General features: G+C 42.3%; 22 protein-coding genes. 20 read left to right on the forward strand and 2 right to left on the reverse strand.

The window, feature by feature from the left end:
• Positions 1-168 precede the first annotated feature (168 nt).
• The 15 genes from Hs20B_RS01685 to radC all read left to right on the forward strand — a co-directional run bounded on the left by Hs20B_RS01685 (position 169) and on the right by radC (position 14,900).
• Entirely contained in the window at positions 169-1,215 is a 1,047-nt protein-coding gene (locus Hs20B_RS01685) for a sulfate ABC transporter substrate-binding protein (protein ID WP_172354940.1), read from the forward strand.
• Between the two features lie 17 nt (positions 1,216-1,232).
• Entirely contained in the window at positions 1,233-2,069 is an 837-nt protein-coding gene (cysT, locus tag Hs20B_RS01690; protein WP_172354942.1) for a sulfate ABC transporter permease subunit CysT, read from the forward strand.
• Between the two features lie 18 nt (positions 2,070-2,087).
• On the forward strand, positions 2,088-2,894 hold the full coding sequence (gene cysW / locus Hs20B_RS01695) for a sulfate ABC transporter permease subunit CysW (protein ID WP_172354944.1): 807 nt from the start codon (positions 2,088-2,090) through the stop codon (positions 2,892-2,894).
• Positions 2,887-3,516: a phosphoadenosine phosphosulfate reductase domain-containing protein gene (locus tag Hs20B_RS01700; protein ID WP_172354946.1), complete on the forward strand. Its 630-nt coding sequence runs from the start codon at positions 2,887-2,889 to the stop codon at positions 3,514-3,516. Before cysW ends, Hs20B_RS01700 begins: the two co-directional genes overlap by 8 nt.
• A gap of 24 nt (positions 3,517-3,540) precedes the next feature.
• Positions 3,541-4,611, forward strand: coding sequence for a sulfate/molybdate ABC transporter ATP-binding protein (locus tag Hs20B_RS01705; RefSeq protein WP_172354948.1), 1,071 nt, complete (start codon positions 3,541-3,543; stop codon positions 4,609-4,611).
• A gap of 177 nt (positions 4,612-4,788) precedes the next feature.
• Entirely contained in the window at positions 4,789-5,631 is an 843-nt protein-coding gene (gene cysD, locus Hs20B_RS01710; RefSeq protein ID WP_228407425.1) for a sulfate adenylyltransferase subunit CysD, read from the forward strand.
• Positions 5,631-7,343 (forward strand): sulfate adenylyltransferase subunit 1, encoded by a 1,713-nt coding sequence (locus Hs20B_RS01715; protein ID WP_172354950.1) that lies wholly within the window; start codon positions 5,631-5,633, stop codon positions 7,341-7,343. Before cysD ends, Hs20B_RS01715 begins: the two co-directional genes overlap by 1 nt.
• A 16-nt stretch (positions 7,344-7,359) precedes the next feature.
• A complete protein-coding gene (locus Hs20B_RS01720) occupies positions 7,360-8,973 on the forward strand; it encodes a nitrite/sulfite reductase (RefSeq protein WP_172354952.1) in 1,614 nt (537 codons plus the stop codon).
• The gene (gene cobA, locus Hs20B_RS01725; RefSeq protein ID WP_172354954.1) at positions 8,966-9,964 is read left to right on the forward strand and encodes a uroporphyrinogen-III C-methyltransferase; all 999 of its coding nucleotides are present in this window, start codon (positions 8,966-8,968) and stop codon (positions 9,962-9,964) included. The genes Hs20B_RS01720 and cobA overlap by 8 nt, the downstream gene beginning before the upstream one ends.
• Positions 9,954-11,456: an amino acid permease gene (locus Hs20B_RS01730; protein ID WP_172354956.1), complete on the forward strand. Its 1,503-nt coding sequence runs from the start codon at positions 9,954-9,956 to the stop codon at positions 11,454-11,456. Before cobA ends, Hs20B_RS01730 begins: the two co-directional genes overlap by 11 nt.
• On the forward strand, positions 11,453-12,220 hold the full coding sequence (locus Hs20B_RS01735) for a sirohydrochlorin chelatase (RefSeq protein ID WP_172354958.1): 768 nt from the start codon (positions 11,453-11,455) through the stop codon (positions 12,218-12,220). The genes Hs20B_RS01730 and Hs20B_RS01735 overlap by 4 nt, the downstream gene beginning before the upstream one ends.
• Positions 12,192-12,662, forward strand: coding sequence for a precorrin-2 dehydrogenase/sirohydrochlorin ferrochelatase family protein (locus Hs20B_RS01740; RefSeq protein WP_172354960.1), 471 nt, complete (start codon positions 12,192-12,194; stop codon positions 12,660-12,662). Before Hs20B_RS01735 ends, Hs20B_RS01740 begins: the two co-directional genes overlap by 29 nt.
• Positions 12,649-13,524 (forward strand): hydroxymethylbilane synthase, encoded by an 876-nt coding sequence (gene hemC / locus Hs20B_RS01745; protein WP_172354962.1) that lies wholly within the window; start codon positions 12,649-12,651, stop codon positions 13,522-13,524. Before Hs20B_RS01740 ends, hemC begins: the two co-directional genes overlap by 14 nt.
• Positions 13,521-14,168 (forward strand): uroporphyrinogen-III synthase, encoded by a 648-nt coding sequence (locus Hs20B_RS01750; protein WP_172354964.1) that lies wholly within the window; start codon positions 13,521-13,523, stop codon positions 14,166-14,168. The genes hemC and Hs20B_RS01750 overlap by 4 nt, the downstream gene beginning before the upstream one ends.
• Positions 14,169-14,213: 45 nt before the next feature.
• Positions 14,214-14,900 carry a RadC family protein gene (gene radC / locus Hs20B_RS01755; protein ID WP_172354966.1) on the forward strand — a complete coding sequence of 229 codons (687 nt, stop codon included), beginning with the start codon at positions 14,214-14,216 and terminating at the stop codon, positions 14,898-14,900.
• Here the strand turns inward: radC and Hs20B_RS01760 are convergent.
• The gene (locus tag Hs20B_RS01760) at positions 14,897-15,604 is read right to left on the reverse strand and encodes a gamma-glutamyl-gamma-aminobutyrate hydrolase family protein (RefSeq protein ID WP_172354968.1); all 708 of its coding nucleotides are present in this window, start codon (positions 15,602-15,604) and stop codon (positions 14,897-14,899) included. The genes radC and Hs20B_RS01760 overlap by 4 nt on opposite strands.
• Positions 15,601-16,266 carry a redox-sensing transcriptional repressor Rex gene (locus tag Hs20B_RS01765; protein WP_172354970.1) on the reverse strand — a complete coding sequence of 222 codons (666 nt, stop codon included), beginning with the start codon at positions 16,264-16,266 and terminating at the stop codon, positions 15,601-15,603. Before Hs20B_RS01765 ends, Hs20B_RS01760 begins: the two co-directional genes overlap by 4 nt.
• 116 nt (positions 16,267-16,382) lie before the next feature.
• Here Hs20B_RS01765 and Hs20B_RS01770 point away from each other — a divergent pair, with 116 nt between their 5' ends.
• Genes Hs20B_RS01770 through Hs20B_RS01790 form a run of 5 tightly spaced genes read left to right on the forward strand, consistent with a single transcriptional unit; the run spans position 16,383 to position 23,033 of the window.
• Positions 16,383-18,311 carry an ABC-F family ATP-binding cassette domain-containing protein gene (locus Hs20B_RS01770; protein ID WP_172354972.1) on the forward strand — a complete coding sequence of 643 codons (1,929 nt, stop codon included), beginning with the start codon at positions 16,383-16,385 and terminating at the stop codon, positions 18,309-18,311.
• A 19-nt stretch (positions 18,312-18,330) separates the two neighbouring features.
• A complete protein-coding gene (gene glf / locus Hs20B_RS01775) occupies positions 18,331-19,470 on the forward strand; it encodes a UDP-galactopyranose mutase (protein ID WP_172354974.1) in 1,140 nt (379 codons plus the stop codon).
• Positions 19,457-20,770: a glycosyltransferase family 8 protein gene (locus Hs20B_RS01780; RefSeq protein WP_172354976.1), complete on the forward strand. Its 1,314-nt coding sequence runs from the start codon at positions 19,457-19,459 to the stop codon at positions 20,768-20,770. The genes glf and Hs20B_RS01780 overlap by 14 nt, the downstream gene beginning before the upstream one ends.
• Positions 20,771-20,772: 2 nt before the next feature.
• Positions 20,773-22,113: a glycosyltransferase family 8 protein gene (locus Hs20B_RS01785; RefSeq protein ID WP_172354978.1), complete on the forward strand. Its 1,341-nt coding sequence runs from the start codon at positions 20,773-20,775 to the stop codon at positions 22,111-22,113.
• Positions 22,110-23,033 carry an NAD-dependent epimerase/dehydratase family protein gene (locus Hs20B_RS01790; RefSeq protein ID WP_172354980.1) on the forward strand — a complete coding sequence of 308 codons (924 nt, stop codon included), beginning with the start codon at positions 22,110-22,112 and terminating at the stop codon, positions 23,031-23,033. The genes Hs20B_RS01785 and Hs20B_RS01790 overlap by 4 nt, the downstream gene beginning before the upstream one ends.
• Positions 23,034-23,044: the final 11 nt, after the last annotated feature.

The following is a 23,044-nucleotide window of genomic DNA, read 5'->3' on the forward strand; positions in this document are numbered from 1 at the left end:
ACAAAGGTAAGTTTTTTGTGTTTTAAAAAGCTGTATTTAAGGCGTTTTTAAGTCTGATAAGATTCTGTAAAAGGGGTCATAAAAAAAACATATGGCGAGATGAGTAAACGCTTGATAAGATATAACAAAGGGATAAAATAAATAACAAAGACAAAGAGGAATCACAAGATGAAAAAGAAAAAATTACTCACATTTGCAACTCTCGCAACGGCAGCAGTTTTACTTGTTGCCTGTGGCCAGAAAAAAGCCGCTGAGCCAGCAAGTTCAAGCTCAGAAACAAAAAAAGCCATCTCAATCACAAACGTCAGCTATGATCCGACGCGTGAGCTTTATGCGGCTTACAACAAAGTTTTCCAAAAATATTGGAAAGCGAAAGAAGGTCAGGATGTGACCATTACCCAGTCACATGGCGGTAGCGGTAAACAAGCGAACTCTGTCATTGAAGGTAATGAAGCAGACGTTGTTACGCTTGCTCTGGAGCAGGATATTACAAGTATTCAAGATGCAGGTTTGATTGACAAAGGCTGGAAAAAAGAGTTTCCAGATAATTCATCACCCTATACGTCAACCATCGTTTTTCTCGTCAGAAAAGACAATCCGAAAAATATCAAAGATTGGGATGATTTGACGAAATCAGGTGTGGGCGTGATCACACCGAATCCTAAAACAGGTGGTGGCGCACGTTGGAACTACCTAGCAGCATGGGCCTACGCCAATAAAAAATATAACGGCAATGAGAAAAAAGATATTGCATTTGAAAAATCGCTTTACAAAAATGTGCTCGTACTTGACTCTGGTGCGCGTGCCGCAACGACAACCTTTGTTGAAAATGGTCAGGGTGATGTGCTGATTTCTTGGGAAAATGAAGCCTATCTGGCGCTCAAAGAACATCCAGGCGAATATGAAATCATCACACCAAGCATTTCTATCAAAGCTGAGCCGTCAGTAGCCGTTGTTGATGCAGTTGCTAAAAAACGTGGCACAGAAAAAGTCGCTAAGGCCTATCTGAATTACCTCTACTCTGACGAAGGTCAAAAACTCGCAGCAGAAAATTTTTATCGCCCGATCAACAAAAAAATCGCAGCCGAGTATGCTGATAAATTTGCCAAAGTCAACCTCGTTACAATTGACGATAAAATTTTTGGCGGTTGGCCAAAAGTACAAGAAAAACACTTCGCAGATGGGGCAATCTTTGATCAAATCTATGCGAAATAAGACAGGAAAACCGTGACATGCAAAAAAAGCACGCTAAAAAAAATCATATCGTACCAGGATTCGGTCTGAGTCTGGGCGTTACCATGACATTACTCAGCCTGATCGTGCTGATTCCGATGGTCTCGATCGTTCTTGAAACGTCACAAATCGGCTGGTCAGACTTTATTGCGATTGTACTGAGTCGCAGGGTTATACTGAGTATCATCTTGAGTGTCAAAACTGCTTTTATGGCGGCGCTGATCAATACCGTTTTTGGCTTGATTATTGCCTGGGTGCTTGTCAGATATGACTTTTTTGGCAAGCGATTACTTGACGGCATTGTCGAGCTGCCATTTGCCTTACCGACCGCAGTAGCAGGGATTGCCCTTGCTAATCTCTATTCTGATAAAGGTTTCATGGGAAAATTTTTCTTACAGTTTGGCATCAAGGTGTCCTATACCAGTTTGGGGATTCTCGTTGCCATGACCTTTGTGACCATTCCCTTTGTGGTCCGCGAGGTTCAGCCTGTTTTAGCAAAACTTGATCCGTCTTATGAACATGCAGCGAGCCTTTTAGGTGCCAATTCTTTTCAGGTTTTCAGGATGATTATCTTCCCAGAAATTAAACTGCCGCTCATTGTTGGCTTTAGCCTGGCATTTGCGCGTAGTATGGGCGAATACGGATCAGTCGTTTTCATCGCAGGAAATAGACCATTTAAGACGGAAATTCCGTCATTATTGATTGCAAGTAAGCTCAATGAGCATTCTTACCCTGGTGCGACGTCAATTGCGCTGATATTACTGGTATTTAGCTTTGTGACCATGCTTGTGATCAATATTGTGCAGCACCGCATGCAGCGCTATGTCAGATCGTAAAGGAGGCGGGTTAAAACTATGAAAAAACAAAATCTGGTCAAGTATCTGCTGATTGGCATTGCGGTTGCTTTTTTGGTTATCATGTTGATCTTGCCGCTGATTTTTGTTGTGACAAGCTCGCTCAGTAACGGTGTCAAGGCATATTTTTCAGCAATCACTGACAAGTACACGCTTGAAGCACTAAAACTCACACTACTCACTACAATCCTTACCATTATCGTCAATCTCTTTTTTGGGATCATGTCAACCTGGCTGATTTTTAACTATAAATTTCGTGGCAAGAGTATTTTACTATCGTTGATTGACATTCCATTTGCCATTTCACCAGTGGTCGTAGGCTTGTTTTACGTCTTGACATTTGGTCGGATTGGCTGGCTCTTTCCGCTAGTTGACTTTTTAGGTATTCAAATCGTCTTTGCAGTTCCAGCGATTGTACTTGTTACGATTTTTGTCACCTTGCCATTTATCACGCGCGAAGTGCTGCCCGTTCTTGAGACGCGGGGTAATGAAGAAGAACAAGTTGCCGCCATGTTTGGTGCATCAAGCTTCCGAATTTTTAGGAAAATAACCCTACCTCATATCAAGTGGCCACTTGCCTATGGTCTTGTTTTGACAACAGCGAGGGCGCTTGGTGAGTACGGCGCGGTATCCGTTGTATCAGGGAATCTTCGGGGTAAGACGGTGACAGTCCCACTACAAGTCGAGATGCTTTATAATGAATACCAGTTTTCGAGCTCTTACGCTGTCGCAAGTCTGCTAGTCATTATCGCAGTAATCATCCTTATCATCAGAAATATCATAGAAAGTAGCGCACAACATGACTGAACATGGACTAAACCTTGATCTCAATGCACTCAATCAACAAGAGAGTGACGTCATCATCAAAACTCTCCTAGCAACAGACAAAAAAGCAATCATCACGACAAATTTCAGACCTTTTGAGGCAGTTTTGATCCATCAAGTCGTCCAAGTACGTCCTGATATTCCGGTGGTCTGGATGGACTCAGGCTATGCGACAAAAGAAACTTACGAGTTTGCTGATAAGCTGACTAAACAGCTCAATCTTAATCTCAAAATCTATCATCCAAAGATTTCACGTGCACATTTTGAAGCAATCAATGGCTCAGAACTGCCAATCATTGACACACCAGAACACGATGTTTTCACAAATTTGGTCAAGCTTGAACCATTTGAGCGTGCGCTTGCGACTGAAAAACCAGAAATTTGGTTCACAGCCCTTAGAAAACAAGATAGTGCCCTGCGTGCAGAGATGGACAAGGTTTCGATCAACTCTGACGGCTTGATCAAAGCAGCACCCTTGCTTGATTGGAACAATAAACAGATGTGGCAGTATGAGCTTGACCATGATCTGCCTGATAATGACAACTACTATGATCCGACAAAAGGTGACGCCCATCGTGAATGTGGCCTGCACCTAAAACACTAATATCAGATAAGAAAGGGATAAAAAATGGCGTATGTCGCACTCCAAAATATCAATAAAAAATATGGTGATTATCCAGCTAGTCATGACATCAATTTTGAGATTGAAAAGGGCAAGTTAGTCGCACTTCTTGGCCCGTCAGGTTCTGGAAAGACGACCATTTTGCGTCTCATTGCTGGACTTGAGGACGCAGATTCTGGTGATATTTTTATCAACGGTGAACGTGTCAATGATTTGTCACCCAGTAAGCGTGAGATTGGATTTGTCTTTCAGAATTACGCGCTTTTTCGTTACATGACTGTATTTGACAATATAGCCTTTGGTCTGACGACTCAAAAAGTCAGCAAATCAGACATCAAAAAGCGTGTGGCAGAGTTAATCGAGCTGACAGGTTTGACCGGACTTGAAAAACGCTATCCGTCACAATTATCCGGAGGTCAGAAACAACGTGTGGCATTTGCACGGGCACTGGCACCGAGACCTCATGTTTTGTTGTTGGATGAACCATTTGCTGCCGTTGACTCAAAAATCAGAAAAGAGCTGCGGACTTGGCTGCGTGATATTGTCGAAAAAATCGGCATCACGTCCATTTTTGTGACGCATGACCACGAAGAAGCCATTGAAGTTGCTGATGAGATTATTGTGACAAATCTTGGGCGCATTGAGCAGCAAGCCACGCCAGAGATAATCTATCAGTTACCAGCCACGCCATTTGTGGCTCAGTTTATCGGCGAGAGTGCAACCATTGACAATATCCAAGTGCTAAAAGGGTTTGATACGGCGCCAACTGGATCACGTGCGGTGATTAGACCTGAGTATATCGACCTTTACAAATATAATGAAACGGTCAAATATCCTGTTTCGACTGAGCAAGGTGTGGTCAAATCAGTCCAGTTTCGTGGCAGTTACTGCGAAGTGCTTGTCAATGTTAAGGGAATCGACATGATAACCAACCGCTCACTTGAGAAAAAGGATTTTGAAGTGGGCGAAAAAATCAAGGTTTTCATCTACCGACTTTATGTGTTTAACCATGAGGAAGGCTACGTTCTTGAAAACCAGAATTTCAAACAGGCGAAAATCATTGGTGCTGCCTTATAAAAAACGCGTAAAAATCGTGTCAGAGGCTACTCGATACGATTTTTTATTGGCATAACGTGTCAAGTTTTTTTGACATAAAAAAAGTTTATCAGCGCTTTAGAAAAATGCTTATGACAAATAACGATCGGGTTGCTTATAATAGTATCAGAACACAAAAATGGAAAAAGGAAAAAGCAAATGGTAAAACAGACAGCAGTTACGCAAGAAACGCAAGAAAAAATGGACCACCTCGATCGTTTGGAGGCTGAAAGTATTTATATTTTACGTGAAGCCTATAAAAATCTAGGCAAACTAGGTATGTTATGGTCAATCGGGAAAGATTCGACGGTGCTTTTATGGCTGGCGAAAAAGGCTTTCTATGGGCACACGCCTTTTCCATTTATTCATGTTGATACGACTTACAAGATCCCTGAGATGATCACGTATCGTGATAAAGTCGCAAAAGAATTGAACCTTGACTTGATCGTGCATACGAATCAAGCAGCGATTGATGCAGGTATGAACCCAAATCTTGGTCGTCTTTTGTGTTGTGGGGCCTTGAAGACCGAAGGGCTCAATCAAGTCACAAAACTCTATGGTTTTGATGGATTGATTGTTGGCGTGCGTCGTGATGAAGAAGGCTCACGCTCGAAAGAACGCGTCTTTTCAGAGCGAAACAAAGAAGACAAGTGGGACTATACAAATCAGGCGCCAGAACTCTGGAATCAATATAAAACTGACTTCCCAAAAGGCAATCACATCCGCGTCCATCCGCTTTTGCAGTGGACAGAGCTTGATATTTGGGAATATATCCAGCGAGAAAATATTCCGATTATTGACCTTTATTTTGCAAAAGATGGCAAGCGTTATCGCTCACTTGGTTGTGCGCCATGTACGTCTCCGATTGATAGTCATGCGTCAAATGTTGCTGAGATTATCGAGGAGCTTAAAAATACGACTGTGGGTGAGCGAGCAGGTCGTGCACAGGATCAGGCAGATACATATGCCATGCAAAAACTTAGAAAAGAAGGGTATATGTAATGTCGAAAAAGTCACTTAGTTTGGTTGTTGTAGGTCACGTTGACCACGGAAAATCAACGGTTATTGGGCGTTTGTTGCATGATACGCACTCTCTTCCACAAGGTACGATTGACAAGGTCAAAAAAATTGCCAAAGAAACGGGTAAACCTTTTGAGTACGCGTATTTACTAGACGCCTTTGAAGAAGAGCAGCAGCAGGGCATCACGATTGACACTACGCAGATTCAGTTTCAGACGGACAACCGCGAGTATGTGATCATTGATGCGCCAGGACATGTTGAATTTTTGAAAAACATGATTTCTGGTGCGGCAAATGCCGAGGCAGCCTTTTTGATTGTTGATGTTAAAAAAGGTGTCGAAGAACAAACAAAACGCCATGCTTATATGTTAAAATTGTTAGGGATTAAAAAAGTCTATGCCATTTTTAACAAGATGGACCTAGTTGATTATGAACAAGCACGATTTGAGGCTGTAAAGGCAGATTTGATTGACTTTTTGACACCGCTTAATCTAACGGTGCTTGATTTTGTGCCAGTTTCTGCCTTCTTTGGTGAAAATATCTTGGAACAAACTGGCATCATGCCATGGTATCAGGGGCTGACGTTGATTGCCTTACTTGACTCGATTGACAATGACACCAGTCTTTCTGAGCAGGCACTGCGTTTTCCGATTCAGGATGTTTATAAGTTTGATGACAGAAGGATTATCGCAGGTCGTATTGAATCAGGGATATTGCGCAAAGGCGATGAAATCCAAATCTTTCCTGATGGTCGCAAGACAGTTGTTGAGTCCTTTACAACATGGCATGAAACGGGTGAAAAGACCGTTGCCTATCCTGGTGAGTCAATCGGCATCACAGTTCGTGATGAGTTTTTCAACAATCGTGGCGAGGTGATCACGCATGCGGTGACGCCTCCACTTGTTTCAAACGCTTTTTTAGCCAATCTATTTTGGATGGGCAAAACGCCGCTTGTCAAGGGCAAACGCTACAAAATCAAACTTGCCACGCAGGAAGTCTATGCGACAGTGGCGACGATAGAAAAAGTACTTGATGCCTCAACGCTCAGCCAGTTTGAAGATGCCCAGGTGGTTAATATCAACGATGTGGCTGAAGTCGTTTTCAACCTTGAAAAAACGATTGTTTTTGATTCTTTCAAGGATTTTGACGTGACGGGGCGATTCGTTGTAATTGATGGCTTTGATGTCTCAGGTGGCGGCACCATTGCTGAAAAGCGTGAAATTGCTGAGGCGAGTCTGACGGGTGTTCATTTTGCAACTGACACGAAAGTGGTTGGGGTACATGCCTTTGATGCCTACAATATTGCGCTTGGCGGGAATATCACGAGACAAGCAAGCAATCAGCTTTATCATATCGGAGACGCTGTTGCCATTTCTAGTGAGACTTATCAGTATCCTGAAACGTTTGATATTGCAGTGGTTTCTGAGCGTTTGGTGATTCAGATTCGTCATGGCCAGTTTGCGGCACTAACAGCATTGGATGATTACATTGAGGAAAATAAAACGCAATCTGACTATACCGTCGTCAATTCTGACGGCTTTGCAATCAAACTAGCACAGGCATCAGATCTCACAGACTTTATCACGGATTATCAGTACCTTGACGGGAAAAATAAGGCGACTTTTTATAATAAATGGTTGCAGTTTGACACTTATCGCAAACTGCCATTTAGCGATAACTATGATATGATTTAAGAAAAAGGAGTAAGCCATGACTTATGTAGCCACATGGGTGGATGACAAGCTAAATAAAAATGAAATTGCCAAACTCGCAAAAGATGGGCTAACAGTCTTTGATGACTTTGATGAACTTGTCAAACACCCGTTTTCTGACGTGTCAAAAGACTACTTCATGTATTTCAAATATGCTGGTCTGACGGTACAAAAACCGCAGACAGACGGGCTGTTTATGCTCAGGGTTAAGATCCCGGGCGGATTTGTCACGGCGGCACAATTACGCATGTTAGTCGGACTGGGGGAGACTTATGGTAAGGGATTTTTAGATATTACGACGCGTCAGTCGGTGCAATATCACAATATTCCATTTGCCAAATTACCAGAAATTTTTGCTAAAATCGAAGCCGTCGGTCTGACAACACGTGGGACAGAAGGCGATATTAACCGAAACGTCATCGGAAATCCACTTGCTGGCATTGATGCACGGGAGCTTTTTGATGCAACGCCTGCGCTCATGGCAGTTCATCAAAAATTTCAAGGCAATACGGATTATTCCAATCTGCCGCGTAAGTTCAAGATTTCTGTTTCAGCCAATATTGATAACGCTGCCAATGCTGAAATCAATGATTTGGCATTTTTCCCAGCGACCAAGGCAATCAATGGTCGCACTTATAAAGGATTTGGCGTTAAAGTCGGCGGCGGTCTGGGGGCAAAACCCTATCTGGCACGAACTTTGGATGTTTTTTTAAAACCCGCACAGGTTGTCAAGGTTGCTGAAGCGGTCGTTGCGATTTATCGTGATTTTGGATATCGTCGCAGCCGTAGCAAGGCCAGACTTAAGTTTTTACTGGAAGACTGGGGAACCGAGCAATTTACAGAAGAGTTGCTAAAACGAACGGGACCACTTGAAACAGCAGGGAAAAATGAATTAGTCGGCTGGTCAAATGGTTTGATTTTAGGTGTTCAAAAGCAAAAGCAGCGCGGCCTGTCTTATGTTGGCGTTAGTGTGCCGACTGGGCGTATTTTGACGGAAGATTTGCTCAAATTTGCAGAGATTGCTGAAACCTACGGTCAAAATGAGATTCGTTTTGATCATTCGCAAAATCTGCTGATTCCATTTTTGCCAAATAATAAACTCGCTGAAATAACGTCGCTTGCTATTTTTGATAAATATCCGATTAACACGTCACGTTTTCAGGATTTCGGCATGACTTGTACAGGAAATGAGTACTGTAATCTTGCTTATACCAGCACGAAAGACATCACGCGTGATTTGCTTGTCGCACTTGACGAGAGTTTTCAGTTTGAGAAGCCAGTGCGTGTGATTCTGACAGGCTGTATGAACGCTTGTGCCCATCGAAATATTGCTGATATTGGCATTCAGGGCATCGCTGCGCGTGATCAAAATAAACAACCGATAGAAGCCTTTCAGATTGCCATTGGTGGCAGTTTGCTTGCAGGTGGTCATCTTAACGAAGAAATCAAAGGTAAAGTGCCAAAGACTGTTCTGATTGACGTTGTGCGGGATCTGCTCAAGGTTTATGCCGATGAAAAAGCTGCGAGTGAGACCTTTTATGAGACGTTTACTCGTATCGGTCTAGCACCGTTTGAGACGCAACTTGCTGAAAGTCTAGCTGCCTATGTCTGAAATTTCAAAAGTTTATTTAGTCGGCGCAGGCAGTGGTGATCCAGAGCTATTGACGCTAAAAGGCTTGCGAGTCCTGCAAGATGCGGATGTTGTCATCTACGATCGCCTGGCAAATCCGATATTGCTTTATCTGACGAAAGCTTGTGCCCAGCTGATCAATGTCGGAAAAGCACCGAAGCATCATCAGAAAACGCAGGCAGAGATTGAGCAGCTGATGATTAGCGCCTATAAAAATGGTCAGATTGTCGTGCGCTTAAAAGGTGGCGATCCAGCTATTTTTGGGCGTGTTGGTGAGGAAGTTTTGGCGCTCAAAAAATCAGGTATTCCTTATGAAGTTGTGCCTGGTGTCACGGCTGCAAGTGCGGCGACAAGTTATGCTGACATTTTTATCACGCACCGAAAAATCGCTGAGCGTGTGCTAATTATGACGCCACGTCAGACTTTGCAAGACTTGTCAGAAACCGATTTTCCAAAAATTTTGCTTGATACGACAGTAGTCATCTATATGGGCGTATCAAGTTTGCCAGAGCTTGCGCATTTGCTCACTATCCAAGGCGTTTCAGGTGACATACCGATTGCCTTAATTGAAAATGGGACGCGTGGTTATCAACGCACGCTCATCACACATTTGTCAGTACTATTAGCTGATTTAGCAAAAACTGCCATTCAAAATCCTGCCTTGATCGTGATTGGTCAGACGGTTGGTCTGCGTTCTGATGTTTCAGAATCCTGGTTTGAGGCCTTGCCAAAATTTGGACAGCGGATTTTGCTTGTGAGTACTTTGCAACCTAGTTTAGATGATCTAACAAGTCTGACAAGTCAGGGTGCTGATGTCTGGGCGGTCATAGTCGGTTCGGCACGTCAGACGCGTTTTGATGCACTTGATGCTGAAAATTTACAGCAACCATTTAGCCAAGTGATTTATCAAAATGGCGCGACAGAACTCGAGTTAGAGAAGTTAAAGAAAGAATTAATCAAGGATGACGCCTGAAAAAACAAAAGAGACACAAACACTATCATTTCAAAAAATCGTTTTGATCATTGCGACGACCGTTTTCTCGTTTTCGAGTTCGACGACCGCCTTTTTCACTATGGGATTGACCTCATTGATTTGGCTAGCGATTGCGGCTTTTTTGTATTTTGTCCCCTTTGCCATCATCAACTCTGAGCTCACGAGCGCCTATCCAAAAAGCAAAGGTAGCCTCTACACATGGGTGTCTGACAGCATTTCACCGCGCCTTGCTTTTATGACGACCTTTATTTGGTACTCAAGTTATTTTATCTGGATGATGAGTCTGTTTTTGAAACTTTGGATACCAGCGGGGATTTTGTTATTTGGCAAGGATATTTCAAAACAGGTGAGTATTTTGGGTTTTCCGACCAAATGGATACTGAGTATTTTGTCAATTCTGGGAATTTTGATTTTGACCTGGATTATTAACCACGGCTTTTTGAGAATTAGTAAGTGGCTAATTGTAAGCGGTGTTCTGATGGTAGGATTAGTTATTCTGACGGTATCAACTAACTTATTTTTAGCGCTGTCACATCCTGAGACGATTATCCCAAATCTAGCAAGTAGCAGTCATGCGGATAGCTTTTTTGCGACTGACAAATTGACTGGGCTCATGAGTCAGTTGCCATTTTTAATCTTTGCTATCACGGCATTTGGTGGTATGGACACGGTGTCAAACTTGGTCGATAAAATGGGTAATCAAAAAAATAAATTCTCCAAAGCTGTCTTAGTTGGTGGCGGATTTATTTTATTGTTTTATTTTCTAGACATCATGAGCTGGGCAGCAGGTTCTGACTATACGCACGTCCGCGCCCTGACAAATCAACATCTGGCCAATCTCATGTATGGTTTGATTGATTTATTGTCACGAGATTTATCAAAAAGTTTAGGCTTAAGTAAGGCAGCAGGCGATTTGGTCAATCAACTTTACTTGCGCTATACGGCTCTGACTATGTTTACAGCCTATGTGTCATTACTTGCTACAATCGGCTATGCGCCATTGAAAGTCTTGCTTAAAGCACTTTCAGCTGACCAATCAAGCGCGCGTATTTTCAAAAAGAATCGCTATGATGTCGCAAGTCGTGTTGTCTACTTGCAGGCGGGTGTTGTCAGTCTTTTTGTGATTTTCTTGTCACTTGGCACGCCCATTGTCAGCCAACTTTATAATCAACTGACACTCATGACGAATCTATCGCGCAGTCTGCCTTATTTGATTGTCGCAATTAGTTATCCGTTTTTCAAAGCAAAATTCAGCGAAGATTATCTGACGATTATTCGAGAAAAATGGCTAGCCAAACTTTTGGCTGTTCTTGTCGTTTTGAGCATCACACTTGCGATTGGTTTTGAGATTTATAGTACTTGGCTGAGTGATGGTATCGTTAGCAGCCTATTTTTAGTCATTGGTCCAGTGCTTGCTGCGTTAGTGGCTGACATCATCTACACGAAAACATTAAGGAGAAAACGTCTATGAAAGCTGTTATTTACGTGGTTCACGGGAGTCAGATTGCTAAAAAAAACCAAGAATTAGAGCAACTTTTGGCGGTAACAACACAGGGTTTGGGAGATTTTGCAGATCTGTATGAGATTGCCTATTTAGAGCGTCAGTCAGATACGATAGGCCGTGTTGTCAGCCGTGTGTTAGCACATGGTGCACGTGAGATTTTGATTGCACCCGTTTTGCTATTTCCAGCCCTACATGCGCTTGTTGACATCCCTAAGCAGGTTGATGAGGTAGTTGCTGCTGAGGAAGCTATTTCTGATGTTGATATTAAAGTAACCTATCTCAAAACATTTGGCGATGAACTTTTTATTCGTGATATTTTAGTGGATCGGGTGCGTGAAACACAGGCGATTTTGCCGGGGGCGCAGGCGATTTTACTAGCACATGGCACCAGACATTTTGCTGAACCTGCACAAATGCTTGCAAATATTGCGGCAGAGTTGCAGAAAAAAACAGGTGTTACCGTGATTGCAGTTGATTATCTGGGGGAAAAAACTTATCAAGAGATCATTGCCACAAATGTCGTAAGCAATATCAAGCAAGTGGTTATCCCATTTTTCATCTATGATGGCGTTCTGGTTTCAAAAATAAATAACAAAGTGCAGACGTTAAGACAGGATGAGCCAATCATTTTCACAAAAACACTTGCGCTTGATCCGAGAATTTCGCAAGCGCTTGCAGGCATTATCAAGGGAGAAAAAACGTTTGATACCACTTTTAGTCGACTTACATAAAAAGGCGGTCACAGTCATCGGTGGTGGAAAAATTGCGACCCGAAAAGTGTTAAGGTTAGCCTCAGAAACTAGGCCAAAAGTCATCGCACCTGAAATAACTGAAACCTTGCAAAATCTGGCCTTAAATGGTAAAATTGAGCTAATTTTAAGACCCTATCAGACTGGCGACATCGAAGATGCTCAAATTATCTATATCGCAACTTCTGACGAGGCGGTCAACCAGACCGTCAGACGTGATGCGCGTTCTGACCAGTTTGTCAATGATACCAGTCAGCATGAACGCTCAAATTTTTATTCAATGGCAGAAGTTGAAACAGAAATTTTATCAGAATCAGACTTGGTTTTGATTGCCATTTCAACTTTTGGTAAAAATCCTACCTTGAGTAAAAAAATCCAGCAACTACTAACAAAGGAGTGCTTGAAACAGCATGCGCAAGATTAAAATCGGCACTCGAAAAAGCCCGCTAGCCTTGAAACAAACGCAGATTGTCATTGAGCTGCTTGAAGAAAAGCATGGCAAGTTTGACTACGAGATTATCAGCAATAAAAGTCTAGGCGACAAACTACAAGAGGTTTCACTCAAGGAAATCGGCGGGAAAGGCGTATTTGTCAAAGACATAGAAGCGGGGCTCTTGACGAATCAGATTGACATTGCCATTCACAGCTTAAAAGACATGCCATTTATCCTGCCAGAAGGGCTCGTAATTGCGGCTTATCCACCACGTGCGGCGGCAGGTGATGTCATTGTTTTTGCGAAGGAAAACGTTACACTTGCGACATTAAAGAATGGTGCTGTGGTTGGCACGAGTTCAGTTCGGCGGGAAATGCAGATTTTAGAAACACGTGCTGACTTGACGGTCAAGGACATTCGTGGCAAAGTAGAAACGCGCCTTGAAAAAATGCAGCGTGGCGACTACGACGCGATTATTTTAGCTGAGGCGGGACTCGCTCGCATGGGCTATCTGGATCAGCTGAATTTTCAACGTCTGGATAGCATTCCTGCGGTTGGTCAAGGGATCTTAGCCGTTGAGATACGTTCTGATGACAGTGATATGTTGAATTTTTTAGCGTCAATCAATGACCCTGAAACGCAAGCAGCAGCAGAGATTGAACGTGAATTTTTAGGTGTACTTGATGGAAATTGTGAGGTGCCACTTGCAGCCCTCGCCCAAAAAACAGCTGACATCTGGGAACTGCAAGCATTTTTAGCAAAGGACCGTGAGTCACAAGCGAGACGTGTGATTCTGACGAGCAAAAAAACGCACGAATTGGGCAAAAAAGCAGCTTTGGAACTGCTGCGATGATGACAAAAATAATCTACACAGGTGTAGCACGAGATCTGGCACGGAAAAAGGAATTTTTGGCGGTTCATGGGTTTGAACTCTTGAGCGTGCCGCTGATTGAGATTGAGGCAGTTGCCTTTGATGAATCGGCATTTACTGGCTTGACTTGGCTGATTTTGACCAGTCAGACGCCACTTACCTATCTGAGTCTTGTGTTTTTGAGTCATAAAAAAATTGCTGTCATTGGTGATGAGACCAAAAAGGCTGTTGAAAAATTAGGTTTAAACGTTGATTTTGTGAGTGCGCAACCAACTAAAAAAGCCCTTGTTCAGGGATTCGGTCAGATTCAGGCAGGTGATAGCGTTTTTTATCCAAAAAGCAATCTCGCTGATGACTTTATTGATAGGCAGTTACCAAATGTAACAAGTCAGGTGGTCTATCAAAACCTGCTACCAAAACCTGCTGCTGAAACGTTAAAAATGGCGGTCAAGCAGGCAAAAACAGTCTTTTTGACCAGTCCGTCAACTTGGCAGAGGTTCAAAGCAAGTTTACCAGATGCTGATCTTACTGAATTTGACTTTTACACACAAGGCATTACCACGCAAAAAATGGTTCAAAAAGCTGGCTTTTCAGCGCAAATGATAACTAAAAAAAATCCTGAATGAGAAAATTCAGGATTTTTTTCGTATAAAATTGTGAGGAGACTTGCCATGTATGAAATTAGAGAAACCGACTATCCGATGATGCCAAGGGAACGATTGCGTGCTTTGGGTGAAAAATATTTGTCAGATCAGGAACTTTTAGCGATTTTGCTGCGAACTGGAACGTCTAAACTATCAGTTTTAGAACTGTCTAGTATGATTTTGAAACATTTTGAGACATTGGAAAATTTCAGACGCTCAAGCGTTGAAGAATTGATGAAATTGCCGGGCATCGGTGTCACAAAAGCAGTTGAGATTCGAGCAATGATCGAGCTTGGGAAACGCATTCAGACGACTGAACGCAAACGTTATGGGCAAGTTCGTGGGTCACATCAATTTGCAAAGACGCTCATGGCTGAGATGGCTGACCTCGATCAGGAACACTTGGTCGCCGTTTATCTGGACGGAAAAAATAAGATTATCAAAAAACGGACCATTTTCGTTGGTACCGTTAATTCTGCGAGTGCCAACCCGCGTGAAATTCTACATTTTGCGGTCAAAACTTTGGCTGCTGGTCTTGTCATTGTGCACAACCACCCATCGGGTGATCCAAAACCATCAGATGCGGATTTGATTTTCACAGAGCGCATGGAGAGCGCCTGCGACCACTTGGGGTTGACATTTATTGACCACATCGTGATTGGTCAAAATCGTTACTTTTCTTTTCAGGAAAATGGGCTCATGCTTGCCGTTTAAAGATTAAATACCGCATATCGAAAGAATTCCAAGTCTTCATCTCGGACGTTGTACATAAAGTCAGGATGCCACTGAACGCCGATGAAACGCAAGTTAGGGTCAATTGACTGAACTGCCTCAACAACATTGTCAGAGGCAGATTTAGCGATGATTTCAAGTTGAGGTGCAATTTGTTTAAGGCTCTGACGGTGAAATGAGTTGACATGCGCCTTGTGACCGTAAATGCTCTCCAAAGGCGTCGACTTTTTGATCAGAACATCATGTGTTGCAGTGGTACTTGCCTCTTTTTGCCAATGGTTGGGCGTATTTTGATTGATTGAACCACCTAGAGCAACATTTGCTAATTGCATGCCGCGACAAACACCGATGATTGGCTTATTTTGTTTGATTGCTTCGTTGATGAGTGCGATTTCAAATGCATCACGCTCACGATTGTAGTCGTTTGATTTGATTGTTTCAACTTCACCATAAAACTCAGGTGCGACATTTTGGCCACCTGCAAGCACTAGCTTATCAATCATCGAGACATAACGTTTTGCGTTCATCGGGTCACCGATCGGTAGCATGACGGGCAGTCCACCAATCAGCTGGACTGCCTTGATATAGCCTGACGGGTTATAGGAGATTGCCATATGCCCCATATCGCCACCAGCATCTCTGCGTTCATTGGCTGCGACGCCAATAATAGGTTGTAAAGTTGTCATTTTCGTTTTGCAATTTCTTTTTTATCGTTCATAAAAAACAGGAGGGTTTGGAGCTCGCTTGTCAAATCTACGGATTGGACGGTAATCTCATCTGGGACTTCCAAACGGCGTGGTGTAAAGTTTAGAATGCCTTTGATCCCTGCATCAATCAGAATGTCAGCAACTTCTTGTGCCTTATCAGATTGAACGGATATGATGGCCGTCTCAATATCTGCATCGGGTAGATTTTTCTTGATATCTGAGATATTGTAGACTGGGATACCATCATCAGTAGTTGTCCCAACGAGCGGGTTTCCCGCGACATCGTAAGCTTGCGTAATGCGCATTTTATTGCGATCATGAAAGCGATAGTTGATGAGCGCACGCCCAAGATTTCCGACACCGATGAGGGCAATGTTCGTATCAGCTGAATCACCTAACAAGTCGCTGAAAAAATCTCGGAGTGCTGTTGTATCATAGCCATAGCCGCGACGCCCAAGTTCACCAAAGAGTGAAAAATCACGTCTGACCGTCGCAGAATCCACGCCAAGTTTGGCTGCAATGGCTTGAGAATTGGTTCTGTCAACTTTATCAGAAACGAATTGCTTGAAGATACGATAATACTGTGGTAAACGTTTAGCAGTAGCCTTTGGCAGTACTTCGTTAAATTTAGTGACAACCATAAGATAAAACCTCCAAAAGTTTTCTTTGTGAATAGATTACCAAAAGTTTGTGAATTTGTCAAACAAAAATGATGGAAATAGTGGCAAAAATAGCTGTTTTATGCTAAAATAAAGCTATGATTTTACTACAAGGAAATAACATTTCACGGACATTTGGTGCAGATGTCTTATTTGAAAAAATAAATTTCACGATCCAAGATAACTCGCGTGTGTCGCTTGTCGGACGAAATGGTGCTGGGAAGTCGACGCTTCTCAAAATCATTGCAGAAGTTGAAACAGCAAGTTCTGGTGACATTTCAAAAACTAAAAATCTAAGCCTGTCTTACTTGGCGCAGGACGCTAATTTTTCGTCAGAGCGCACTGTTTATGATGAAATGCTGAGTGTATTTTCAGATGTTATTGCGCAAGAAAAAATGCTACGCCAGATGGAAGAGCAGATGGCAGAAGTCACAGGTGATGCACTGACCTCACTCATGACACGCTATGATGCACTGACGGAAACCTTTCGTCAGAACAAGGGCTTTACCTATGAGTCTGAGATAAAAAATGTCTTAAATGGTTTTAAGTTTGATGAAACGCAGTTTTGGCATCAAAAAGTAGCAAGTCTATCAGGTGGGCAAAAAACAAGGCTTGCTTTAGCCAAGATTTTGCTTGAAAATCCGCAGTTTCTGATTCTTGACGAGCCGACCAATCACTTAGATATAGAAACGCTACTTTGGCTTGAAAACTATCTCAAAAATTACCGTGGTGCGATTTTGATTGTCAGCCATGACCGCTATTTTTTGGACAAGGTAACGACTGAAACGCTAGAGTTATCACGAGGTAAACTTGAAAAATATCCTGGTAATTATAGCCAGTACATTGCGCTCAAAGCAGAAAAGTTAGCCAGTATGGCAAAGCAATATGACAAGCAGCAAAAAGAAATTGCAAGCCTTGAAGACTTTGTCAACCGAAATATTGCACGGGCCTCAACAACCAAACGTGCACAGTCACGCCGCAAACAGCTTGACAAAATCGAGAGAATTGACCAGCCAGATGCTCAGGAAAAGTCGGCACATTTTACTTTTGAACCAGATGTGACCTCGGGAAATGTAGTGCTGACGATTGAAAATGCAGCTGTCGGCTATGATCAGGGAGTGTTATCGCAACCAATCAATCTTGACACGCGAAAATATGATGCGATTGCCATTGTCGGACCAAATGGTGTTGGCAAGTCAACGTTGATCAAGTCAATTACAGGTCAGATTCCTTTGATTGCAGGCACAGTAAAGCTTGGCACAAATGTTACATTAGGCTACTATGATCAGGAACAGCGCGATCTGACAGCGTCAAATACGGTCATAGACGAGCTTTGGAATGATCATAGGCTCACGCCTGAAGTCGATATTCGTAGCCGATTAGGTGCCTTTCTATTTTCAGGAGATGATGTTCAAAAATCAGTTGGCATGCTATCGGGTGGTGAAAAAGCCCGATTACTTTTAGCCAAATTATCTATGCAACATGATAATTTTTTGGTGCTAGACGAGCCGACTAACCACTTAGACATTGATAGCCGTGAGGTACTTGAAAATGCCCTGATTGATTTTGCGGGTACCTTGCTTTTCGTTAGTCATGACCGTTATTTTATCAACAGAGTTGCTGATAAAGTCCTTGAATTATCTGCCCATGGCAGCAAACTTTATCTGGGTGATTATGATTATTATCTTGAGAAAAAGGCTGAGGAGGCTGAAATCGCAGCACTTTTAGCAGCAGAAGGTGATGATAGCTCAGATACAGCAGCGCAGTCAGGTGATCAAGTGGATTATCAAGCATCAAAGGCAGATCAAAAAGTACGCAGAAAACTGCAACGCGAGATTGACGAGCTAGATGCAAGCGTTCAAAAGTTAGACTCGGAAATCGAACTTCTACACGGAGAAATGGTTGCCTCGTCAGAAGATTTTGTCAAACTTGGCGAGCTACAAGCCGACCTTGACAAGCTTTCGTCTGAAAAGGATACAGCCGAGGAAACTTGGTTAGAAAAAATAGAACTGCTAGAAAATAGCTAGGAAAAAGGAAGATTATCTGATGAAACACAACACAAAAAATTATGACTACCTGATCGTTGGTGCTGGGCCGTTTGGTGCTATTTTTGCGCATGAGGCGGCTAGCCGTGGCAAACGTAGCTTGATTATTGAGCGTCGTAGTCATATCGCGGGTAACATGTATACGCACAAGGAAAATGGCATCAATGTGCATGATTACGGTGCACACATTTTCCATACGGATAACAAAGTTGTCTGGGACTATATCAACCAATTTACTGAGTTTAACGGCTATATCAACCAGGTTGTCGCAAACTACAAAGGTGATTTGTATAATCTGCCATTTAACATGAATACCTTTTATCAAATGTGGGGTGTGAAAACGCCGGCTGAAGCACAGGCGAAAATAGCAGAACAGCGTGAAGCTGCAGGCATTTCAGGCACACCAAAAAACCTTGAAGAACAGGCGATTTCGCTGATTGGTACAGACATTTACGAAAAACTGATCAAGGGTTACACTGAGAAACAATGGGGTCGCAAGGCGACTGAGTTACCTAGTTTTATCATTCGCCGCCTGCCAACGCGTTTTATCTATGATAATAACTATTTCAACCACCGCTATCAAGGCGTGCCGGTCGATGGTTACACAGCGATTTTTGATAAAATGCTTGACAGTGATTTGATTGACGTGCAGCTTGACACAGACTTCTTTGCGGATAAAGAAGCGTATCTATCAGAGTTCCCGCGGATTGTCTACACAGGCATGATTGACCAATTTTTTGATTATAAATTTGGTGAGCTAGAATATCGTAGCGTACGGTTTGAGTCAGAAACACTGCCGACAGATAATGCGCAAGGCAACTCAGTAATCAACTATACCGATGCTGAAACGCCGTTCACACGTGTCATGGAATGGCGCCATTTTGACCAAAAAGGTGATGATGATGTGACGATTTTGACGCGTGAATACCCGCAGGACTGGGATCGCACGAAAGAAGCGTATTATCCAGTGAATGACCATAAAAACTCTGAGCTTTTCCGTCAGTACAAGCATGAGGCAGATCAGGTTGACAATGTCATCATGGGTGGTCGTTTGGGAAATTATCAGTACTACGACATGGATATGGTCTTTCATGCCGCGTTAGTTGCAGTGGAGAAGGAATTTGGCAATGCAAGAAATTAATTTACTTTTATCATCAGATGATGGCTATTTGGCTTACGCACCAACGCTTTTTGTCAACTTTTTAGAGTTGCACAAAGACTTTGATGTGACTTTATATGCCTTATCAGACTTTATTTCTAAGAAAAACCGGGAGGCTCTGACGAAAATTGCTGAAAAATATCATGCGAAATTCGTTTTTATCGAAATTCCTGAGTTTGAGTTTGAGTTTATGGGTGACTATGCGGGAGGTCTAGCCGGTTGGCCCAAACATCTGTATTATTACTTGTTGGCTGGGAAATATCTGCCAAGCCACGTGGATCGGGTATTGAAGGTTGATTTGGATGTGATGTTTTTGCGTTCAGTCGCCGATTTTTATAAAGCTGATTTTACAAACAAATATTTGATTGGTTGGCTAGATTTGGAGCCAAGTATCCCTGATATGCGTGACTGGGCTGAGCGAGATTTATATCGTAAGGGAAATCCAGTAAACGCTGGCGTTTTGCTAATCAATGTTAAAAAAATGCGTAAAAATAAGTTTGATGCTACATTTTTCCAAAACTATATCGATACAGAGCTAGTTGCAAAAGGCAATTACACAGTAAAAGGGGGGAATTCAGGTCGACTATTTTTTGCTGATCAAGGGCTTATCAATGATGCACTGCGGACGCAAATTAGCATCATGGCAGATACGGACGTTATTCACTGGTCAAATAGCAACTTTCGGGATCGCTATCAAGAGGCTGCCATTGTCCATTTTAATCACCTTTATGTGAAACCGCACAAGTCTGAGCCAGGTGATATGGTTGGTAGTCCCTATCTTGATTTGTACTGGGCTTATCACCACTATAAGCTTGAGGCGTTAGTCATCACGCAGGCAATTTCTGCAAGTTATGCACTCAATTATTTTAACAAATCACTAGCGCCACGTATTGCGCATCGTGAATTTGAGATACCTTATGCGCTAATTTCATGGAACCGTGTTGCCTCACAATATTTGGCAAGCTATGAGGTGACCGGAAAACGCTTGTGGCGTATCAATTTTCACTTCACACCATTTTTTGCTAAAAAACCGAAAGAATATGTTGTAAAATTGACGTTTAAATCATCAGAGTCAATCAAAGACTTTAATCTCGTGGGCTACTATGGTGTCAAGGTGCAAATCTTACAAAAATTGGATGTCGTCAAAGATGTACCAACAACTTTTGAAGCTAAAATCAATTTTGGATGGCGAGATTATTCTGGTATTGGTTTTTCAAATGCAGCAATCAATACAATTGGTACAAAAATAGATGTCATTGACATTGAGATAAAAGAAAGTTGACTATGAAAGAAAAAATTAATGTTCTGATAACAGGTGATGATCATTATTTTGAGTATGCGCCCGTTTTTATGACCAATTTCTATGAGCTGCATAAAAATTTTGAGGTGCATATCTATGCTTTTACTGACAACATGTCAGATGAGCATCTTCATGCGCTAACTAAAATCGCTGATTTTTATCAGCAAAAAATAACTTATATTCAGATTAAAAATGACGAATTTGGTGCACTTGAAGCCTATAAAACCGGGATTGAACGATGGCCTAAGCAGACTTATTATCATATGTTGGTAGCTGACTATCTGCCTGAAACTGTTGAACGAATTATTTATTTTGACTTGGATATTTTATTTTTTGATGACATTTGGCCGATTTACAGCATTGATTTACAGGGCAATTATGCGGCAAATTTTGGCGACTGGACACCGCCTGAAACTTTTTCGTGGTCTCAAAAACGGTTAGGTGGTTTTACCAATTCAGGTGTTATCTTGATTGATGTGGCAGCATATCGAGACAATCAGATTGACTATGGATATTTTATCAGCATTGTTGAAAAGTTAAATGAAGCAAGGCCGATTGTCAATAAAAATCTGCTCCCTGAACCTTTTCAATTTTTTGCGGATCAGGGCCTACTCTATGTGGCACTTGAAGGACACTATCTCTATGTCAAAAGAGATGATGTTAAGCATGGTGTCAATCGACTAGAGATTTCTGATTTTATGGTGCATCCGACGCGTTTTCTTCACATGGTCAATAGGTATGGCTTTTGGGCGAAGGCACACAAGCAAACTTTCCAGACTATGCTTTCTGACGGCTTTCCTGAGTTGAATTTCTATTATCAAAAATTCTGGATCAAGTCAGAACTCATTGTACAAAATATGAATCAGTTTGAACTACTAGACTTTTATAATGATGAGATGTCTAAGTTGATTGGTCATTCTGGAGTCGCTTATGATCTGATTTTACCCACTTATGCTTGGCAGGCAATTCCTTGTGATGCTGAATTATTGGCATTTGAGACCATTTCAGCCGAAAATGAGTGGCTACGTTTTCCATTTTCAGAATTACTGAAAATAAAAGCCAGACACGTCAAACTGCATCTCGTTTTTAGACTTTCAGAGGATGTACAAGGCTTGAAACTCTTGACATACGCCAAAAATAAAATTGGCGGGGATAATTTCAAGACTTTGAAAATTTTTGACGTTAAGGCAGAGGAGCCTGTTGTTTTTGACGCAGAGTACGAGATTGATATGCGTAACCGTGACGGCATTGCCATTACTTCTAAAGCTATCCAGAAGTCTGGGGTTAAGCTTATGATTGATGCATTGAGTGTGAGGGATGTATGAAAATAGCAATTACAGGCGGATCAGGATTTATCGGAAAAAATCTCATCGCACAACTCGCAAAAGTTGTTGGAAATGAGATTATTGTTTTTGACCGGCATTTTGATGCGGTTTTATCAACGTATGACAATGTTGAGCAGCGCTTGATGGACTTTGATATTTCTTATGGGTTTGATTTTCATTTGCAGCAGGTTGATGTGCTCTATCACTTGGTTACGACTTCAACGCCAGCAACAGCGCGCTCGCTCGTGACAGAAATCACCAATAATGTCTTGCCATCGACCTTAATGTTTGAGGCGGCAGTCCGTCAAGGTGTGAAAAAAATTATTTTCTTGTCATCTGGTGGTGCTGTTTATGGCGGAGATACCGCTGAGCATCATAGTGAAACTGACATATTGTTGCCGCTTTCAACTTATGGTGAGCAAAAGTTGATGATTGAGCGATCGCTTGCCTTTACCACGCAAAATACAGACACAGATTACGCCATCATCCGCCTGTCAAACCCTTATGGACCCGGTCAAAATCCAAAAGGTGCGCTCGGGCTTGTGACGAAACTCGTCTACCAGGCGCTTACTCATGCGCCAATCACGATCTATGGCGACGGGGAAAATATCCGTGATTTCATCTACATTGATGATGCGATTCAAGGAATACTTGATATTGTGGCAAATGGTGCTGACAATCAGATCTACAATCTAGGGACTGGTCAAGGCGCAAGTGTCAATGAAATCCTCGAAAGAGTGACGTCAGAAGTCGGGGTAACGGCTGTTAACTACGTGTCAGCTCGTCAGACCGATGTTCGCGTTTCCGTACTTGATATTAGTAAATTCAAGCAAATTACAAGTTTGACAGGTTTTGTCAGTCTATCTGACGGGATTCAAAAAACCAAAGATTTTTTTCAAGAATCAGGCGAAATCAGCTGAAATTATGATAA

It is taken from the genome of Pseudolactococcus insecticola, from assembly GCF_011170065.1.
GTDB classification, from domain to species: Bacteria; Bacillota; Bacilli; order Lactobacillales; family Streptococcaceae; genus Pseudolactococcus; species Pseudolactococcus insecticola.

Excerpts from the sequence above, each read along its gene's own strand:
- cobA (WP_172354954.1), top strand. The coding sequence starts at position 8,966 with ATGTCTGAAATTTCAAAAGTTTATTTAGTCGGCGCAGGCAGTGGTGAT.
- cysW (WP_172354944.1), top strand. The coding sequence starts at position 2,088 with ATGAAAAAACAAAATCTGGTCAAGTATCTGCTGATTGGCATTGCGGTT.
- radC (WP_172354966.1), top strand. The coding sequence starts at position 14,214 with ATGTATGAAATTAGAGAAACCGACTATCCGATGATGCCAAGGGAACGA.
- glf (WP_172354974.1), top strand. The coding sequence starts at position 18,331 with ATGAAACACAACACAAAAAATTATGACTACCTGATCGTTGGTGCTGGG.
- hemC (WP_172354962.1), top strand. The coding sequence starts at position 12,649 with ATGCGCAAGATTAAAATCGGCACTCGAAAAAGCCCGCTAGCCTTGAAA.
- Hs20B_RS01700 (WP_172354946.1), top strand. The coding sequence starts at position 2,887 with ATGACTGAACATGGACTAAACCTTGATCTCAATGCACTCAATCAACAA.
- cysD (WP_228407425.1), top strand. The coding sequence starts at position 4,789 with ATGGTAAAACAGACAGCAGTTACGCAAGAAACGCAAGAAAAAATGGAC.
- Hs20B_RS01685 (WP_172354940.1), top strand. The coding sequence starts at position 169 with ATGAAAAAGAAAAAATTACTCACATTTGCAACTCTCGCAACGGCAGCA.
- Hs20B_RS01735 (WP_172354958.1), top strand. The coding sequence starts at position 11,453 with ATGAAAGCTGTTATTTACGTGGTTCACGGGAGTCAGATTGCTAAAAAA.
- Hs20B_RS01750 (WP_172354964.1), top strand. The coding sequence starts at position 13,521 with ATGATGACAAAAATAATCTACACAGGTGTAGCACGAGATCTGGCACGG.
- cysT (WP_172354942.1), top strand. The coding sequence starts at position 1,233 with ATGCAAAAAAAGCACGCTAAAAAAAATCATATCGTACCAGGATTCGGT.
- Hs20B_RS01705 (WP_172354948.1), top strand. The coding sequence starts at position 3,541 with ATGGCGTATGTCGCACTCCAAAATATCAATAAAAAATATGGTGATTAT.
- Hs20B_RS01730 (WP_172354956.1), top strand. The coding sequence starts at position 9,954 with ATGACGCCTGAAAAAACAAAAGAGACACAAACACTATCATTTCAAAAA.
- Hs20B_RS01770 (WP_172354972.1), top strand. The coding sequence starts at position 16,383 with ATGATTTTACTACAAGGAAATAACATTTCACGGACATTTGGTGCAGAT.
- Hs20B_RS01785 (WP_172354978.1), top strand. The coding sequence starts at position 20,773 with ATGAAAGAAAAAATTAATGTTCTGATAACAGGTGATGATCATTATTTT.
- Hs20B_RS01720 (WP_172354952.1), top strand. The coding sequence starts at position 7,360 with ATGACTTATGTAGCCACATGGGTGGATGACAAGCTAAATAAAAATGAA.
- Hs20B_RS01715 (WP_172354950.1), top strand. The coding sequence starts at position 5,631 with ATGTCGAAAAAGTCACTTAGTTTGGTTGTTGTAGGTCACGTTGACCAC.
- Hs20B_RS01760 (WP_172354968.1), bottom strand. The coding sequence starts at position 15,604 with ATGACAACTTTACAACCTATTATTGGCGTCGCAGCCAATGAACGCAGA.
- Hs20B_RS01790 (WP_172354980.1), top strand. The coding sequence starts at position 22,110 with ATGAAAATAGCAATTACAGGCGGATCAGGATTTATCGGAAAAAATCTC.
- Hs20B_RS01765 (WP_172354970.1), bottom strand. The coding sequence starts at position 16,266 with ATGGTTGTCACTAAATTTAACGAAGTACTGCCAAAGGCTACTGCTAAA.
- Hs20B_RS01780 (WP_172354976.1), top strand. The coding sequence starts at position 19,457 with ATGCAAGAAATTAATTTACTTTTATCATCAGATGATGGCTATTTGGCT.